This is a genomic window from Pseudomonas fluorescens (genome assembly GCF_000967965.1).
GTDB classification, from domain to species: Bacteria; Pseudomonadota; Gammaproteobacteria; order Pseudomonadales; family Pseudomonadaceae; genus Aquipseudomonas; species Aquipseudomonas grandcourensis.
On record NZ_LACC01000011.1, the window covers coordinates 20,045 to 36,353 of the forward strand.

Sequence of the window (16,309 nt, forward strand, 5' to 3'; positions counted from 1 at the left end):
GGCTCCCGCTTGCTAACCTGATAGGTGTTACATGGCAGGCGCAAAAGAGATTCGCAGTAAGATTGCGAGCATCAAAAGCACGCAAAAGATTACCAGCGCCATGGAAAAAGTGGCGGTCAGCAAAATGCGCAAGGCACAAATGCGCATGGCTGCTAGCCGTCCTTATGCGGAGCGTATCCGCCAGGTAATTGGGCATCTGGCCAACGCCAACCCGGAATACCGCCACCCGTTCATGATCGACCGCGAAATCAAGCGTGTTGGTTATGTCGTAGTGAGCAGTGACCGTGGTCTGTGCGGCGGCTTGAACACCAACCTGTTCAAGGCCCTGGTCAAGGACATGGCGGTAAACCGCGAAAACGGCGTCGAGATCGATCTGTGTGTCGTTGGTAGCAAGGGTGCGGCCTTTTTCCGTAACTTCGGCGGTAACGTCGTTGCAGCTATCAGCCACCTGGGTGAAGAGCCGTCGATCAATGATCTGATCGGCAGCGTCAAGGTGATGCTGGATGCCTACCTGGACGGCCGTATTGACCGCCTGTCCGTGGTGTCCAACAAGTTCATCAACACCATGACGCAACAGCCTACCGTGGAGCAGTTGATTCCACTGGTGGCGACCCCGGATCAAGACCTCAAGCACCACTGGGACTATCTCTACGAACCGGATGCCAAGGAGCTGCTGGACGGCTTGATGGTCCGTTACGTGGAGTCGCAGGTCTACCAGGCGGTGGTCGAGAACAACGCGGCTGAACAAGCTGCGCGGATGATCGCGATGAAGAACGCTACCGACAACGCCGGTGATTTGATCAGCGATTTGCAGCTGGTCTACAACAAGGCGCGTCAGGCTGCGATCACCCAAGAGATCTCGGAAATCGTCGGCGGCGCTGCCGCGGTTTAACGGTTCAAATATTCAGAGGATCCAGCTATGAGTAGCGGACGTATCGTTCAAATCATCGGCGCCGTTATCGACGTGGAATTTCCACGCGACAGCGTACCGAGCATCTACAACGCGCTGACTGTACAAAGCGCGGCCGGGACCACCCTGGAAGTTCAGCAGCAGCTGGGCGACGGCGTGGTTCGTACCATTGCGATGGGTTCTACCGAAGGCTTGAAGCGCGGTCTGGACGTTGTCGACTCTGGCGCAGCCATCTCCGTACCGGTCGGTAAAGCGACTCTGGGCCGGATCATGGACGTTCTGGGCAACCCGATCGACGAAGCTGGTCCTATCGCTACTGAAGAGCGTTGGGGCATTCACCGTCCAGCGCCTTCGTTCGCTGAACAAGCAGGCGGCAACGACCTGCTGGAAACCGGCATCAAGGTTATCGACCTGGTTTGCCCGTTCGCCAAAGGCGGTAAAGTCGGTCTGTTCGGTGGTGCCGGTGTAGGCAAGACCGTAAACATGATGGAACTGATCCGTAACATCGCCATCGAGCACAGCGGTTATTCCGTGTTCGCCGGTGTGGGTGAGCGTACCCGTGAGGGTAACGACTTCTACCACGAGATGAAGGACTCCAACGTTCTGGACAAAGTGGCACTGGTTTACGGTCAGATGAACGAGCCGCCGGGAAACCGTCTGCGCGTAGCACTGACCGGCCTGACCATGGCCGAGAAGTTCCGTGACGAAGGTAACGACGTTCTGCTGTTCGTCGACAACATCTATCGTTACACCTTGGCCGGTACTGAAGTATCCGCACTGCTGGGCCGTATGCCTTCCGCAGTAGGCTACCAGCCGACCCTGGCTGAAGAGATGGGCGTTCTGCAAGAACGTATCACTTCGACCAAGGAAGGTTCGATCACTTCGATCCAAGCGGTATACGTACCTGCGGATGACTTGACCGACCCGTCGCCAGCGACCACCTTCGCCCACTTGGACGCTACCGTCGTTCTGTCCCGTGACATCGCTTCCCTGGGTATCTACCCAGCGGTCGATCCACTCGACTCGACTTCGCGCCAGCTGGACCCGAACGTAATCGGCCAGGACCACTACGACACCGCTCGCGGCGTTCAGTACGTTCTGCAGCGTTACAAAGAACTGAAGGACATCATTGCGATCCTGGGTATGGACGAGCTGTCGGAAGCCGACAAGCAGTTGGTAAACCGTGCTCGTAAGATCCAGCGCTTCTTGTCGCAGCCGTTCTTCGTGGCTGAAGTCTTCACCGGTGCATCGGGTAAATACGTTTCCCTGAAAGACACCATTGCTGGCTTCAAAGGCATCCTCAACGGTGACTACGACCACCTGCCAGAACAAGCGTTCTACATGGTTGGCGGCATCGAAGAAGCGATCGAAAAAGCCAAGAAACTGTAATCCCGGCGCCCGGCAACGGGCGCTAATTTAGGTTGAGGCAATCAGATGGCTATGACAGTCCATTGCGATATCGTCAGCGCGGAAGGAGAAATCTTTTCCGGTCTGGTCGAGATGGTGATTGCGCACGGTGCACTGGGTGATCTTGGTATCGCCCTGGGTCACGCGCCGCTGATCACTAATCTGAAGCCAGGTCCGATCCGCCTGGTCAAGCAGGGCGGGGAAGAGGAGGTGTATTACATCTCCGGTGGTTTCCTCGAGGTTCAGCCGAACATGGTCAAGGTTCTTGCCGACACCGTGCAACGTGCTGCCGACCTGGATGAAGCCTCCGCTCAGGAAGCCGTCAAGGCTGCCGAGAAGGCCCTGCATGAGCGGGGCGCGGAATTCGATTACGGTTCTGCTGCCGCACGTCTGGCCGAGGCTGCAGCTCAGCTGCGCACCGTCCAGCAGATCCGCAAGAAGTTCGGCCACTAAGGCCGTACTTGTTGTGTGATTGATTAAAAAGGGTAGCCTCGGCTACCCTTTTTTCTTTTCCGATGTTTACAACCTGGTCGCAGCCGCTGACCACCCAGGATTGGTAGCCAGTCATGTCTCTTGAAATCGTTATTCTCGCTGCTGGCCAAGGCACGCGCATGCGTTCCGCTTTGCCGAAAGTCTTGCACCCGATTGCCGGCAACTCCATGCTCGGCCATGTTATCCACAGCGCTCGGCAACTTGATCCACAGCGCATCCACGTCGTGATCGGTCATGGTGCCGATGCCGTACGCGAACGTCTGGCGGCGGATGATCTGAATTTCGTCCTGCAGGATAAACAGTTGGGTACCGGTCACGCCGTTGCTCAAGCAGTGCCGTTCATTCAGTCCGACACCGTGCTGGTGCTCTACGGTGATGTGCCGTTGATCGAAGTCGAGACCCTGCAGCGCCTGCTCAAACAGGTGGGTCCGCAGCAGTTGGGCTTGCTGACCGTCGAACTGGATGACCCGACCGGTTACGGCCGCATTGTTCGTGATGCCGCTGGCAAGGTTGCGGCCATCGTCGAACAGAAAGATGCCAACGAAGCCGAACGCAAGATATCCGAAGGCAATACCGGCATTCTGGCGCTGCCTTTTGCCCGTCTTGGCGACTGGATGAGCCGTCTCTCTAATAACAATGCCCAGGGCGAGTACTACCTGACCGACATCATTGCCATGGCCGTGAGCGATGGTCTGGTGGTGGCCACCGAGCAACCGCACGACGCCATGGAAGTGCAGGGCGCCAACGACCGCAAGCAGCTTTCCGAACTGGAACGGCATTATCAATTGCGCGCCGGTCGTCGTTTGATGGCTCAAGGTGTGACGCTGCGCGACCCGGCACGATTCGATGTACGCGGAGACGTGACGGTAGGCCGCGACGTGCTGATTGACATCAACGTGATCCTCGAAGGCAAGGTCGTCATCGAAGACGACGTGGTGATCGGTCCGAACTGCGTGATCAAGGACAGCACCCTGCGCAAAGGCGTGGTCATCAAGGCCAACAGCCATATCGAAGGTGCCGTTCTGGGTGAAGGCAGCGATGCCGGCCCGTTTGCGCGTCTGCGCCCAGGTACCGTGCTGGAGGCCAGGGCGCATGTGGGTAACTTCGTCGAGTTGAAAAACGCTCACCTTGGCGAAGGCGCCAAGGCCGGTCACCTGACTTATCTGGGCGATGCCGAAGTGGGCGCGCGCACCAACATTGGTGCCGGTACCATTACCTGCAACTATGACGGTGCCAACAAGTGGAAAACCGTGCTGGGTGAAGACGTGTTCATCGGTTCCAACAACTCCTTGGTAGCGCCTGTGGATATCCTGGACGGTGCGACCACGGCGGCCGGTTCGACCATTACCTCGACTGTGGATAAATCCCAGTTGGCTATCGGACGTGGGCGTCAGAAGAACATTGATGGCTGGAAGCGTCCAGAGAAGGTCAAGAAGAGCTGAGTTATCCACATGTGGATGATCGTCTGAAGTTATTCACAGGCTGATCCATTGCATTCGCGGGCAAGCCCGCTCCTACAGGAGTATTCGCCATCCTGTGGGAGCGGGCTTGCCCGCGATGCTTTTATCCACAGCTCTTTTTATCGCATGGCGCTTGACGAAGTTTCGTTGATAGGTTTTGATTGCTTCCGTTATCTTTCGAAACGAAACTTGTCAGCTCATGTCGAAGCGCAACACACCTCAGCGTCGTCACAACATCCTCGCCTTGCTCAATGAGCAGGGCGAAGTCAGTGTGGATGAGTTGGCCAAGCGCTTCGAAACGTCGGAAGTTACGATTCGCAAGGATCTGGCGGCGCTTGAAAGCAATGGCCTGTTGCTGCGTCGTTACGGCGGGGCGATCACCATGCCTCAGGAACTGGTCGCGGACCTTGGTCAGCCGGTTTCCAAGTATAAGCAAGCCATTGCTCGTGCCGCTGTCGGGCGGATTCGCGAGCATGCGCGCATCATTATCGACAGTGGCAGTACCACCGCTTCCATGATCCCGGAACTTGGACAGCAACCCGGCCTGGTGGTGATGACCAACTCGCTACATGTCGCCAATGCCCTGAGCGAACTTGAACACGAACCGGTGCTGTTGATGACCGGTGGTACCTGGGACCCGCATTCCGAGTCCTTTCAGGGGCAGGTTGCCGAGCAGGTACTACGCTCCTACGACTTCGACCAGCTGTTTATCGGCGCCGATGGCATCGATCTGGTTCGAGGTACAACCACCTTCAACGAACTGCTCGGGCTGAGCCGGGTCATGGCCGAAGTCGCCCGCGAAGTAGTCGTGATGGTGGAGGCCGACAAGATCGGCCGCAAGATTCCCAACCTGGAGCTGCCCTGGAGCAGTGTCCATACCCTTATTACCGATGAACGCCTGCCACTTGAGGCTCGCGATCAGATTCAGGCCCGCGGCATCACTTTGATTTGCGCGGCTGTCAGTCAGGAGAAATAGCATGTGTGGAATTGTCGGCGCAGTCGCAGAACGTAACATCACCGCCATCCTCGTCGAAGGCCTGAAGCGCCTCGAATACCGTGGGTATGACAGCGCTGGTGTGGCGGTCTACACCAACGATGAAAAACTCGAGCGCCTGCGTCGTCCGGGCAAGGTCAGTGAGCTGGAGCAGGCACTGACCACCGAGCCGCTGGTCGGTCGTCTGGGCATCGCCCACACGCGCTGGGCCACCCATGGCGCACCGTGCGAGCGCAATGCTCACCCGCATTTCTCCGGTGACTTGGCAGTAGTGCACAACGGCATCATCGAAAACCACGAAGCCCTGCGTGAACAACTCAAGGCTTTGGGCTACGTGTTCACTTCGGACACCGACACTGAAGTCATCGCCCACCTGCTGAACCACAAACTCAAGGATCTGCGCGACCTGACCGTAGCCCTCAAGGCGACCGTTAAAGAGTTGCACGGTGCTTACGGCCTGGCAGTGATCAGCTCGAAGCAACCTGATCGTCTGGTCGCAGCCCGCAGCGGCAGTCCGCTGGTGATCGGCCTGGGCCTGGGGGAAAACTTCCTGGCATCCGACCAGTTGGCCCTGCGTCAGGTCACCGACCGCTTCATGTACCTGGAAGAAGGCGATATCGCCGAAATCCGCCGCGACAGCGTGCAGATCTGGGACGTTGACGGCAAGGCTGTCGAGCGCGAAGCCGTGCAGTATCGCGACGGTGCCGAAGCCGCTGAAAAGGGCGAGTTCCGCCATTTCATGCTCAAGGAAATCCACGAGCAACCATCCGTGGTGCAGCGCACGCTGGAAGGTCGCCTGAGCCAGAACCAGGTCCTGGTACAGGCATTCGGCCCACAGGCGGCCGAACTGTTCGCCAAAGTGCGTAACGTACAGATCGTCGCGTGCGGCACCAGCTACCACGCCGGCATGGTCGCGCGTTACTGGCTCGAAGAGCTGGCCGGCATTCCTTGCCAGGTCGAAGTCGCCAGCGAATTCCGCTACCGCAAGGTGGTGGTGCAGCCGGACACCTTGTTCGTGACCATTTCCCAGTCCGGTGAAACCGCCGACACCCTGGCCGCGTTGCGCAACGCCAAGGAACTGGGCTACCTCGCCAGCCTGGCGATCTGCAACGTTGGCATCAGCTCGCTGGTGCGTGAGTCCGATCTGACCCTGTTGACCCAGGCCGGTCGAGAAATCGGTGTGGCATCGACCAAAGCCTTCACCACGCAATTGGTTGGCCTGTTGTTGCTGACGCTTTCCCTGGGCCAGGTTCGTGGCACCTTGGCCAAAGGTGTCGAAGCGACGCTGGTCGAAGAACTGCGTCGTTTGCCGACCCGTCTGGGCGAAGCGCTGGCCATGGACAGCACCGTGGAAAAAATCTCCGAGCTGTTCGCCGAGAAACACCACACGCTGTTCCTCGGCCGTGGCGCGCAGTTCCCGGTGGCGATGGAAGGGGCGCTCAAGCTCAAGGAAATCTCCTATATCCACGCCGAAGCCTACCCGGCCGGTGAGCTGAAACACGGCCCGTTGGCGCTTGTGGATAACGACATGCCAGTGGTGACCGTGGCGCCGAACAACGAACTGCTGGAGAAGCTGAAGTCCAACCTCCAGGAAGTCCGCGCCCGCGGTGGCCAGTTGATCGTCTTCGCTGACGAGAAGGCCGGCATGACCAACGGTGAAGGCACCCACGTGGTGCACATGCCGCACATCCACGACATCCTGTCGCCGATTCTCTACACCATCCCGCTGCAACTGCTGTCGTACTACGTCGCCGTGCTCAAAGGCACCGACGTTGACCAGCCTCGCAACCTGGCGAAGTCGGTCACTGTGGAATAAGTTATCCACAGATGAAAAACCCCCTTTTCAGGGGGTTTTTCTGTTTCTAGGCGGTCGTAATTCGACGCTGGCGCCGCGTGTCCAGCAGATGGACCATGACGCAGGCGTACAAGGTCACCAGGATGAACAGGCCCATGCGGATGGCGAAGGCGGTGTAGACATCCTTGCCCGCTGCACTGTCCTGCACCGATTGGCCCAGCAGAATGATCAGGGTCGCCAGGCTGTTGAGCCAGAAACTCGGTGGTTGTCGGGTCCGGGCCAGTCCATAGAGTTTTCTGGACGCCAGCAAACCGAACAGCAACATCCACAGAAAGAACATCCACAGGTTGACGAACAGGCTCAGCGCGCACCAGAAAAGAATCGCCATCAGGCCACCGAGCAGAGTCGAGCCGAGCAATTCCTGGCCGGCGGTGCGGGCGCTGGTCGCGCAGCTTTGTTGGCCGAGGCTGACGGCTTTCATGATGATCGGCAGGTAACTGGCCGGGTCGATCATGGCCAGCAGGAACGTCGGCAGCACCACCAGCGTGGCCCGTAGCGCCAGCCAACCGCTTTCGGTTGGAGTAAGGCTCGGGTCGGGTTTGGCCGCGGGGGCACTGGCGGGGTCGGGAAACAGCCAATGGCTGATGGTCAGCGTGGTGACGGCCAGGAACAAGCCTTTGACCAGGGCCACGATCACCTCAAGCGCCAGGTCGAATTCGGCGGTTCCGGCCGAACTGATCAAGGTCAGGCCCACCACCAGGAAAGTCGCTACCAGAGGGTTGCCGCCGCGCAGGCCATAACCGAAGGCCAGGAACAGGCACAGTCCGACCAGCAACACGCCACTGAACGGGTAGTAACGCAGCAGAGGAATGAGCAGCAGGCCGGTCCCGGTGGTCAGCATCAGGATCAGGATCAGACCCAGGCTGGCCTTGAACGGCAACGGTCGGTTCATCGCCGCCAGCATCATCAGCGCCAGCATCGGCGAGAGGAACGGGATGGGCAGGGCCAGACCAAAGCTCGCCGCCAGGCACAGCGCCGTGCCGAAGCTCAGGCGCAGGGCGCGCTGAACCCGGGGCGGGCGCTCAATACGCATAGGACAGCCAGCTCATCACGCGCAGGAACAGGCGACCCAGGATATTCAGCGGGTTACTTTCACTCGGGAACGCCATGACTTCGGCCTGCCCGCCGGACCGAATGCCTTGCGGGCCGGTCAACTCACCGGGCTCGAATTCGATGATGACCGGAAAGCGCTGGGCAGGGCGTAGCCAATCGCGGCTGTTCTCCACTTTCGGCAGGCTGCCCGGCTGGGTGGTCTGGCCGATATCAACGCCATAGCCAACGCTGCGCACATGGCCTTTGAAAATCTCCCCCGGCAGGGCGTCGAGGACGATGGATACCGGCGTCCCGGGCTGGACACTGCCCAGATTGTTTTCGGTCATGTCGGCGCTGATCCACACATCGTGGATGGCGATCAGAGTCATCACCGGAGCACCAGCGGCGGCGAACTGGCCGACATCGGTGCGCAGATCGGTGATCAGGCCGGCCGAGCGCGCGTGGACCTTCGTATTGCTCAAGTCCAGCTCGGCTTTTTCAAGGTTACTGGCGGCACTGAGCAACTGGGCGTTTTCGCCTTCGTTACCGCCCTGTTGTTCGCGCGCACGTTGCACTTCGGCCTTGGCCGCGGCAACCTGGCTGATGGATTCTGACAGGGTGGCGCGGGATATCTCCAGGCGGCGCAGCGAGATGGTGCCCGGGTCTTCGCTGTACAGGCGTTCAAGCCGCTGGATGTCCTGGCGTGCCTTGAGCTCGTTGGCCTGGGACGCGCGCAGGGACGCTTGTTTGGAATCGACGCCGGCTGTGTTGGCGCCCACCTGGCGACGGGTCGACTCAAGGTCGGCGCGAGCGCGATCGACGGCAATCTGGTACTGCTCCGGATTGACTTCAAACAGCAATTCGCCGGCCTTGACGTCCTGGTTGTTGCGCACATGCACCTTGGTCACCCGACCGGATACCTCGGCGGCCACCGGTACAATGAAGGCCTGCACCCGTGCCTGTTGCGTGTAGGGCGTGTAACGGTCGGCCATCAGGTACCAGACCAGACTCAGGATGATCAGCAGCACCACCCAATTGATCGCTTTTTTCGCAGGGTCGGCGGCGGGTGCCGGGGCTTTCTCGTCGGCCGGTAGTTGGCTGTCAGTCATGGGCACTTTCCTTCGGTTCGTCGAGCAGATCGCCCCAATCGGTCCGTTCTTGCATTTGTTTGCGGGTGGCCGGGTCGACCATCGGCTGGTCGCTGTACCAACCTCCGCCCAAAGCCTTGTAGAGGGCGATCAGGCTGTTGACGGCGGTGCCACGGTTGACCAGGTAGATATCCTGCTGGGCAAACAGGGCCCGCTGGGCATCCAGCACGCGCTGGAAATCCGAATAGCCTTCCCGGTATTGGGCGTTGGCCAGGGTCACCGAACGTTCGGCGGCCACCGATGCATCGCTGAGGATAAGGTCGCGCTCCAGCGCCTTGATCAAGCCAGTCGCGGCATCGTCGGCCTCACGGGCCGCCTGGCGCACACTGTCCTGGTAGATAACGATCAATTGCTGCAAGCGAGCGTCCTGCACGCGAACGTTGTTGGTGATTCGGCCGTGGTCGAAGATGTCCCAGCGCAGACTGGGGCCGGCCACGAAGTCGAGGGTATTGGGCGCAGCGTTGAGCGAGCTGGCGGACCAGACGATGCTGCCCAGCAGGCTGATGGAGGGGTACAGGTCGGACTCGGCCACACCGATCAATGCCGACTGCGCCGCCACTTGCAGTTCGGCAGCACGAACATCGGGGCGCCGTACCAGCAGGTTGGCCGGCACATCCTGCAAGACCGCAGTATCGAGCAGCGGCACTAAGCCGGTGTTGCGATTGAGGTCAGGGATCGAGCCGGGTGGCTGGCCGATCAGGGTGGACAACGCATTGCGCAGGCTCGCCACCTGGCTCTCGAACTCCGGGATGGTGCTCAGGGTACCCAGGTACTGGGTCTTGGCTTGTTGCAGGTCGAGTTCGGCTTCGGCCCCACTGTTGAACAGGCGCTCGGTGATCTCGTAGCTGCGTTTTTGCAATTTTGCGTTACTGCGGGCGATGGCCAGGCGCGCCTCGGCGGTGCGCAAGGCGTAGTAGTTTTGCGCCAGTTGCGCGTGCAACAGCACCAAGGCATTTTCATAGTTGGCCTGGGCGGCAAACCAGGAGGCGTCGGCCGACTCGATGGCACGACTGAAACGCCCCCAGAAATCCAGCTCCCAGCCGATATCGAAGCCGACGCTGTGTTGCCAGAAATGCGTGTCCTGAGGGTTGGCGCCGCCCGATTGTCGACGGTTCAGGTACAGGCTGTCGGCGCTGGCCTGCTGCAATTGCGGGTAGCGGCCGGCCAGTGCGATGCCCAATTGTGCGCGGGACTCCATGACCCGCAGGCCAGCGACGTGCAGGTCTGGGTTGTGGGCATCGGCTTCGGTCATCAAATGGTCCAGCACCGGGTCGTTGAACACGCGCCACCATTGGCGGCTGTCAGGTTGCGCGTGTTGTTGGCCGGCGATCTCCAGGGCCGGGCTGTTCCAGTGGTCGACCCAGGGCTGGGCCGGCGACTGGAAATCCGGGCCCAGTTGCACGCAGCCCCCCAGAACGACGGTGCCACAGAGCAGGAGCCGGCTGATGCGAGCAGGGCGTGGCATCAAGCGCAAACTCCTCAAACAGGACGCTGGTCGTTCATTGCCTCTGTCTTCGGTGTCTCGTTCAACGCCTCGATCTCGGGTGTCTCGTTCATTGCCTCGACAGTCGGTTGGTCCTGGACCCACTGCCAGAACAGCTGGTAGCCCACCGCCAGCGCAACCGGCCCGATGAACAAACCGATGAAGCCGCCGCTTACCATGCCGCCCAGGGCGCCAATCAGAATCACCGGCATGGGTACATCGACGCCACGACCCAGCATCAACGGCTTGAGGACGTTGTCGGCCATCCCGGCGATCAGGCTGTAGATGCCAAACACGACAGTGCCCAAGGTGGTGCCGTCGGTGGCGAAGACATAGGCGATCACCGGGATGGTCACCAGAAGTACCGGCAATTGCATGATCCCCATCAGCAGCGCCACCATGGCCAGCAGCCCGGCACCGGGAACGCCCATGAGCACGAAGCCCACGCCAACCAGCAACATCTGAATGAACGCGATGCCCACCACGCCCTGGGCGACCGCGCGGATGGTTGCAGTGCAGAGTTCGGTAATGCGAGGGCCACGCTCTGGACCGGAAAGGCGCGAGGTGATGGCCATGGCGCTTCTTTCGCCGTTTTCGCCATAGGCCATGAGCACGCCGGCAATGATCAGGGCGCCGATGAACAACAGAAAGCCCACGCCAACGTCGGCCATTTTGCCCAACAAGGTCAGGCCGACAGACTTGATATAGGGCATCACCTTCATCACCACGCTGCTCATGTCGGTGGCAGCCTGCATCCAGTAGCCGTAGAGCGGTTTGCCAATGAGCGGCAGGGAAGCGATTTTTTCGCTGGGGAGCGGAATCTGCATCGTATCGGACTTGAGGATCGCCAGGGTGCCCTGGACCGATTCACTGATCGAGGTGCCCAGCAGGTAGATCGGCACCATCAGCAAAGCCAGGGCGACCACCACGATCAGGGTGGCGGCACGACCGTCCTTGTTGACCAGTTTGCGCTTGATGAGCCCATGCAGCGGATACAGGGTGATGGCCAGAATCATTGCCCAGAGCATGAGGTTGAGGAAAGGGTGGAAAATCTGGAAGCAGAACAGTACCAGCACCGTAATCAACCCGGCACGAATCAGCACGTCGAGCAAACCACCGGACAGTGCTCTAGCAGAAATGTTAGTGCGCAACATTGTCGAACTCCTTGCTGTGTCACACAGGTTAGCCAGGCCGTTGAAGTTCAACTCTCCCCTACTTAGTGAATCCATAAAGCAAATCGACGGACAGCCGTCAAAGCGTTAAAAACCCATAACGCCTTACTTTAAGTAGAGAAAACTTCAACGAGGTACCTACCAAAAACCCAATAGGTAACAGGGTGGTTTGTAGTATAGGAGCAGTCGTATATTCCGCCTGTTTATACCGGCTGGAATTCTGCTGCAGTTGATGGAGTCCGCTGCGAGCCATTGCCTGAAGCGGTTTGGAATCTGAACCAATGGCTCTCTTTTCTCTACCGGGCATTAGCCGTTGCAGCGGGCTGATCAGGATAATTGCCAACTGTCGCACCCGTCGCAAGAAAATAATCCTCATTAATTATCAATAATTAAGGTTTGTGACACGCTTGGTTTTTACGGTGCAGACGCTAGAGTGCAGTAGCCCAATGATCTATCTGATGGTCGCGCGCCCAACTATGTTGTTGAACATTTGCGATTAAAATTCCGGTCTTCGGTTGCGATTTATCTATCTGAAATGAGGACAGGCCCATGGACCGCTTCCAGGAAATGCAGGTCTTCGCTGCTGTCGCCAAGGAGCAGGGATTTTCGGCGGCGGCGCGGGGTTTGGGTCTGTCGGCGGCCAGCGTTACCCGGGCGGTAGCGGCGCTTGAGAAGCGAATTGGCACACAACTGCTCACGCGTACGACGCGAAGTGTGTACTTGAGTGAGGCCGGCCAGCGATATCTGGAGGACTGTCGGAGAATTCTCGCCGAGGTGCAGGAAGCCGAGGACTCTGCTGCGGGCAGCCATATCTATCCCCGTGGGCAACTGACCATCACCGCACCGGTCTTGTTTGGCGAGCTGTTTGTCACGCCGTTGATGGTGAATTATCTGACGCAATTCCCCGAGGTCTGCATCAATGCGCTGCTGGTGGACCGGGTGGTGAGCGTGGTCGAGGAGGGCGTCGATGTGGCCATCCGCATCGGCGAACTCCCCGACAGCAACCAGCATGCGATCCGCGTGGGCGAGGTGCGGCGGGTGATCTGCGCCTCGCCACAGTTTCTGGCCAGCCATGGTCGGCCCAGGCATCCCCGGGAACTGGCCCAGGCGCCGATTATCGCGACCTCGGCTATCGGCCAACTCAGGAGTTGGCCATTCATTGAAGACGGCGAAACCCTGAGTGTCCGGGCTGAACCGCGACTGGTGGTGACGGCCAATCAGGCGGCCATCACGGCAGCCTGTCTGGGGTTGGGATTCACGCGAGTACTGTCTTATCAAGTGGCGAGCAAGGTGGCCGCCGGCGAGCTGGAAATCATTCTGGCCGACTTCGAGTTGCCGCCGTTGCCTATCCATGTGGTCTATCAGGGCGGGCGCAAAGCGCCGGCTCGGGTGCGCAGTTTTGTCGATTTCGCGGTGAAGACCCTGCGCGAGCATCCGGCGCTCAAGCGTTGAATTATTTCAGTCACTGAAATAATGGATTGCGTTGGCTGGTGATTCTGTTGGTTTTGATGTGAGTAGAAGATACGACCACCTTTCTCCTGAACAGCAGCACTCACCCGAGGTCTCGACCATGCAAGCGATCAAGCTCTACAACTTCCCACGTTCCGGCCACGCCCATCGTGTCGAGTTGATGCTGGCCCTGCTGAAACTGCCGACCGAATTGATCTTCGTTGACCTCGCCAAGGGCGAACACAAGCAACCGGCGTTCCTCGCGCTCAATGCGTTCGGTCAGGTGCCGGTGATTGATGATCAGGGCGTGGTGTTGGCCGACTCCAACGCGATTCTGGTTTACCTGGCGCAAAAGTATGGCAATGGTCGCTGGCTGCCGGCTGATCCGGTAGGGGCCGCCAAGGTCCAGCGCTGGTTGTCGGTGGCTGCCGGTCCGATTGCCTTCGGCCCTGCCCGGGCAAGATTGATCACCGTGTTTGGCGCGTCTTACAACGCTGCGGAAGTGATTGCCTATGCCCATACCGTGCTCAAAGTGATCGATCACGAACTGGCCAATACGCCGTATCTGGCCGGCACTGAGCCGACGATTGCCGATGTCGCCGCCTACAGCTACATCGCCCACGCGCCTGAGGGCAATGTGTCGCTGGACGAGTACGCCAACATTCGCGCCTGGCTGGCCCGCATCGAAGCCTTGCCAGGTTTTGTCGGCATGCCGCGCACCGTCGCCGGTCTGCAAAAAACTGCCTGATGCTGGTGGCCCGGTGTTGTCGGGCCACCCCGTACTGCGCCAGTGGCGCAAGGGAGAAACCGTATGGACCGTTCACCCTGGCATGCCGGCGAGAAACAACTGCAGGCACATGTGGGCGTTGCCGAACGAATGGAGGCGTTCGGTCGTAAGGTGATTCGCAGCGAGATGCCGGACCAGCACCGCACCTTCTATCAGCAATTGCCGTTCATGCTGTACGCAGCGGTGGATGCCGACGATCATCCCTGGGCCAGCATCCTTGAAGGTCAGCCCGGTTTCGCACACTCGCCAGAACCTGGCTTGCTGCAATTTCGCAGCCTGCCGGCCTTTGATGATCCCGCGCAGTTGAGCGATGGCTCGGCCATTGGCCTGTTGGGCATCGAGTTGCATACCCGCCGCCGCAACCGCATCAATGGGCATGTCCGTGCCATGACCGCGGGCGGTTTCGCGGTGACGGTGGACCAGTCCTTCGGCAATTGCCCGCAGTACATTCAGTTGCGCCAGTTTCGCTCGGTGCCGCTGGCCGATCCCTCGACGCGTGTCTCCCAGCATTTCAACGAACTGGATGACGCGGCCAAAGCCATGATCGCTGAGTCGGACACGTTCTTCGTTGCCAGTTATGTGGATGTCGATGGCAAGCGTTCGGTGGATGTTTCTCACCGTGGCGGTCAGGCCGGTTTCGTACAGGTGGAAGGCAATCGCCTGACCATTCCGGATTTCGCCGGCAACCTGCATTTCAACACCCTAGGCAACCTGCTGCTCAATCCCCGGGCCGGGTTGTTGTTCATCGATTTCAATACCGGTGATTTGCTGCAGCTCCGTGGGCGCACCGAAATCATCCTTGATGGTCCTCAGGTCGAGGCGTTCCAGGGAGCCGAGCGCCTGTGGACAATCGATGTCGAGCAGGTGGTCCGTCGCCCGGCTGCCCTGTCGTTGCGCTGGCGCTTCGACGGTGTTTCACCTACCAGCTTGCTCACCGGCACATGGGAGCAGGCCAAGGCGCGTTTGCAGGCCAAGGCCTTGGGCGATCAATGGCGGCCGTTGCGGGTGACGCGGATTGAAGCGCAAAGCCACAGCATTCGCTCGATTTACCTGGAGCCTGCCGATGAAGCAGGGTTGCCACTGTTCCAGGCCGGGCAGCATCTACCCCTGCGCTTCAACATTGACGGCGATGTGCACATCCGCACGTACAGTTTGTCGAGTGCACCGTCCGATGATTTTTTCCGCATCAGCGTGAAGCGTGACGGAAGGGTGTCTACGCATTTGCATGAGCAGATTCGTGTCGGCGACTTATTGGAAGCGCGGGCGCCGCAAGGGCATTTCACCGTGGCGCCCCATGAGCGTCGGCCATTGGTGTTGCTGGCGGCCGGAGTCGGCATCACGCCGTTGTTGTCGATGCTGCGGGAGGTGGTTTACCAGGGATTGCGCACCCGCCGTATCCGGCCGACATGGTTCATCCAGAGTTCGCGCACGCTGGCCGAGCAGCCGTTTCACCGGGAGCTGGATCGCTTGCTTGAGGATGCCGGGGACGCGGTGCGGGTGGTGCGTTTGCTCAGTCAACCGGAAGCCGAGGCGATACAAGGAGAGGACTTCGACCTCAGTGGACGGATCGACGTCGCGCTGCTCAAGAATCTGCTGACAGTCGAGGACTACGATCAGCTGGATTTTGTCGTCTGTGGTCCCGGGAGTTTTACCCAGGCGCTGTACGACGGCTTGCGCGAGTTGGACATTCGCGATTCGCGGATTCACGCCGAAACCTTCGGCCCGTCCACCTTGCGCCGGCGACCGGACCCCGATGCGGTGGTGATCGAGCAACCGCCAGCCGCAACCACGTCCGTGCCCGTAGTGTTCCAGCGTTCGGCCAAGGAAGCGCGCTGGCAGCCAGACGGCGGCAGCTTGCTGGAGTTGGCGGAAAGCCGTGGCCTGCGCCCGGAATTCAGTTGTCGTGGCGGCTCCTGCGGCACCTGCAAGACGCGCTTGATCAGCGGTCAGGTGCATTACCCACTGCCGCCAGCCGAGGTGCCGGATGACGGACAGGTGCTGATTTGCTGTGCGATTCCGGCGCAGGGGGCACAGCCGTTGGTACTCGATATCTGAAGATCATTGCAGGCGAACATTGCCCGTCGGTCGATGGCTGGGTAGGGTAGTGAGCAGAACGAAAA

At 59.7% G+C, this 16,309-nt stretch carries 13 protein-coding genes; 9 read left to right on the forward strand and 4 right to left on the reverse strand.

Annotation, left to right across the window (positions count from 1 at the left end; genetic code table 11):
* Positions 1 to 31 precede the first annotated feature (31 nt).
* The 6 genes from atpG (at position 32) to glmS (ending at position 7,079) form a co-directional block, all read left to right on the forward strand.
* Entirely contained in the window at positions 32 to 892 is an 861-nt protein-coding gene (atpG, locus tag VC35_RS07120; RefSeq protein ID WP_008045673.1) for a F0F1 ATP synthase subunit gamma, read from the forward strand.
* Between the two features lie 27 nt (positions 893 to 919).
* Complete coding sequence (gene atpD / locus VC35_RS07125; protein ID WP_008045671.1) at positions 920 to 2,299, forward strand: F0F1 ATP synthase subunit beta; 1,380 nt, start codon at positions 920 to 922, stop codon at positions 2,297 to 2,299.
* A gap of 45 nt (positions 2,300 to 2,344) precedes the next feature.
* Positions 2,345 to 2,770, forward strand: a complete 426-nt coding sequence (locus tag VC35_RS07130; RefSeq protein ID WP_007969909.1) for a F0F1 ATP synthase subunit epsilon — start codon at positions 2,345 to 2,347, stop codon at positions 2,768 to 2,770.
* Positions 2,771 to 2,883: 113 nt separating this feature from the next.
* Positions 2,884 to 4,251 (forward strand): bifunctional UDP-N-acetylglucosamine diphosphorylase/glucosamine-1-phosphate N-acetyltransferase GlmU, encoded by a 1,368-nt coding sequence (gene glmU / locus VC35_RS07135; protein WP_046038797.1) that lies wholly within the window; start codon positions 2,884 to 2,886, stop codon positions 4,249 to 4,251.
* Positions 4,252 to 4,468: 217 nt separating this feature from the next.
* Positions 4,469 to 5,245, forward strand: a complete 777-nt coding sequence (locus VC35_RS07140) for a DeoR/GlpR family DNA-binding transcription regulator (RefSeq protein ID WP_046038798.1) — start codon at positions 4,469 to 4,471, stop codon at positions 5,243 to 5,245.
* 1 nt (position 5,246) lies between these two features.
* A complete protein-coding gene (gene glmS, locus VC35_RS07145) occupies positions 5,247 to 7,079 on the forward strand; it encodes a glutamine--fructose-6-phosphate transaminase (isomerizing) (RefSeq protein WP_046038800.1) in 1,833 nt (610 codons plus the stop codon).
* 46 nt (positions 7,080 to 7,125) lie between these two features.
* On the opposite strand, the gene VC35_RS07150 is transcribed toward glmS, so the two are convergent.
* From VC35_RS07150 to VC35_RS07165, 4 genes are read right to left on the reverse strand one after another with little or no spacing between them, the layout of a single operon-like run.
* Positions 7,126 to 8,151 carry a DUF2955 domain-containing protein gene (locus VC35_RS07150; RefSeq protein ID WP_046038802.1) on the reverse strand — a complete coding sequence of 342 codons (1,026 nt, stop codon included), beginning with the start codon at positions 8,149 to 8,151 and terminating at the stop codon, positions 7,126 to 7,128.
* Complete coding sequence (locus VC35_RS07155) at positions 8,141 to 9,259, reverse strand: HlyD family secretion protein (protein WP_046038804.1); 1,119 nt, start codon at positions 9,257 to 9,259, stop codon at positions 8,141 to 8,143. The genes VC35_RS07150 and VC35_RS07155 overlap by 11 nt, the downstream gene beginning before the upstream one ends.
* Entirely contained in the window at positions 9,252 to 10,763 is a 1,512-nt protein-coding gene (locus VC35_RS07160; RefSeq protein ID WP_046038805.1) for an efflux transporter outer membrane subunit, read from the reverse strand. The genes VC35_RS07155 and VC35_RS07160 overlap by 8 nt, the downstream gene beginning before the upstream one ends.
* Before the next feature lie 14 nt (positions 10,764 to 10,777).
* A complete protein-coding gene (locus VC35_RS07165) occupies positions 10,778 to 11,935 on the reverse strand; it encodes an AI-2E family transporter (RefSeq protein WP_046038806.1) in 1,158 nt (385 codons plus the stop codon).
* Positions 11,936 to 12,502: 567 nt separating this feature from the next.
* Here VC35_RS07165 and VC35_RS07170 point away from each other — a divergent pair.
* From VC35_RS07170 to VC35_RS07180, 3 genes are all read left to right on the forward strand, one after another.
* Positions 12,503 to 13,405 carry a LysR family transcriptional regulator gene (locus VC35_RS07170; protein ID WP_046038807.1) on the forward strand — a complete coding sequence of 301 codons (903 nt, stop codon included), beginning with the start codon at positions 12,503 to 12,505 and terminating at the stop codon, positions 13,403 to 13,405.
* A 118-nt stretch (positions 13,406 to 13,523) separates the two neighbouring features.
* A complete protein-coding gene (locus VC35_RS07175; RefSeq protein ID WP_046038809.1) occupies positions 13,524 to 14,150 on the forward strand; it encodes a glutathione S-transferase family protein in 627 nt (208 codons plus the stop codon).
* A 63-nt stretch (positions 14,151 to 14,213) separates the two neighbouring features.
* Positions 14,214 to 16,244 (forward strand): pyridoxamine 5'-phosphate oxidase family protein, encoded by a 2,031-nt coding sequence (locus VC35_RS07180; RefSeq protein WP_046038811.1) that lies wholly within the window; start codon positions 14,214 to 14,216, stop codon positions 16,242 to 16,244.
* Positions 16,245 to 16,309 lie beyond the last annotated feature (65 nt).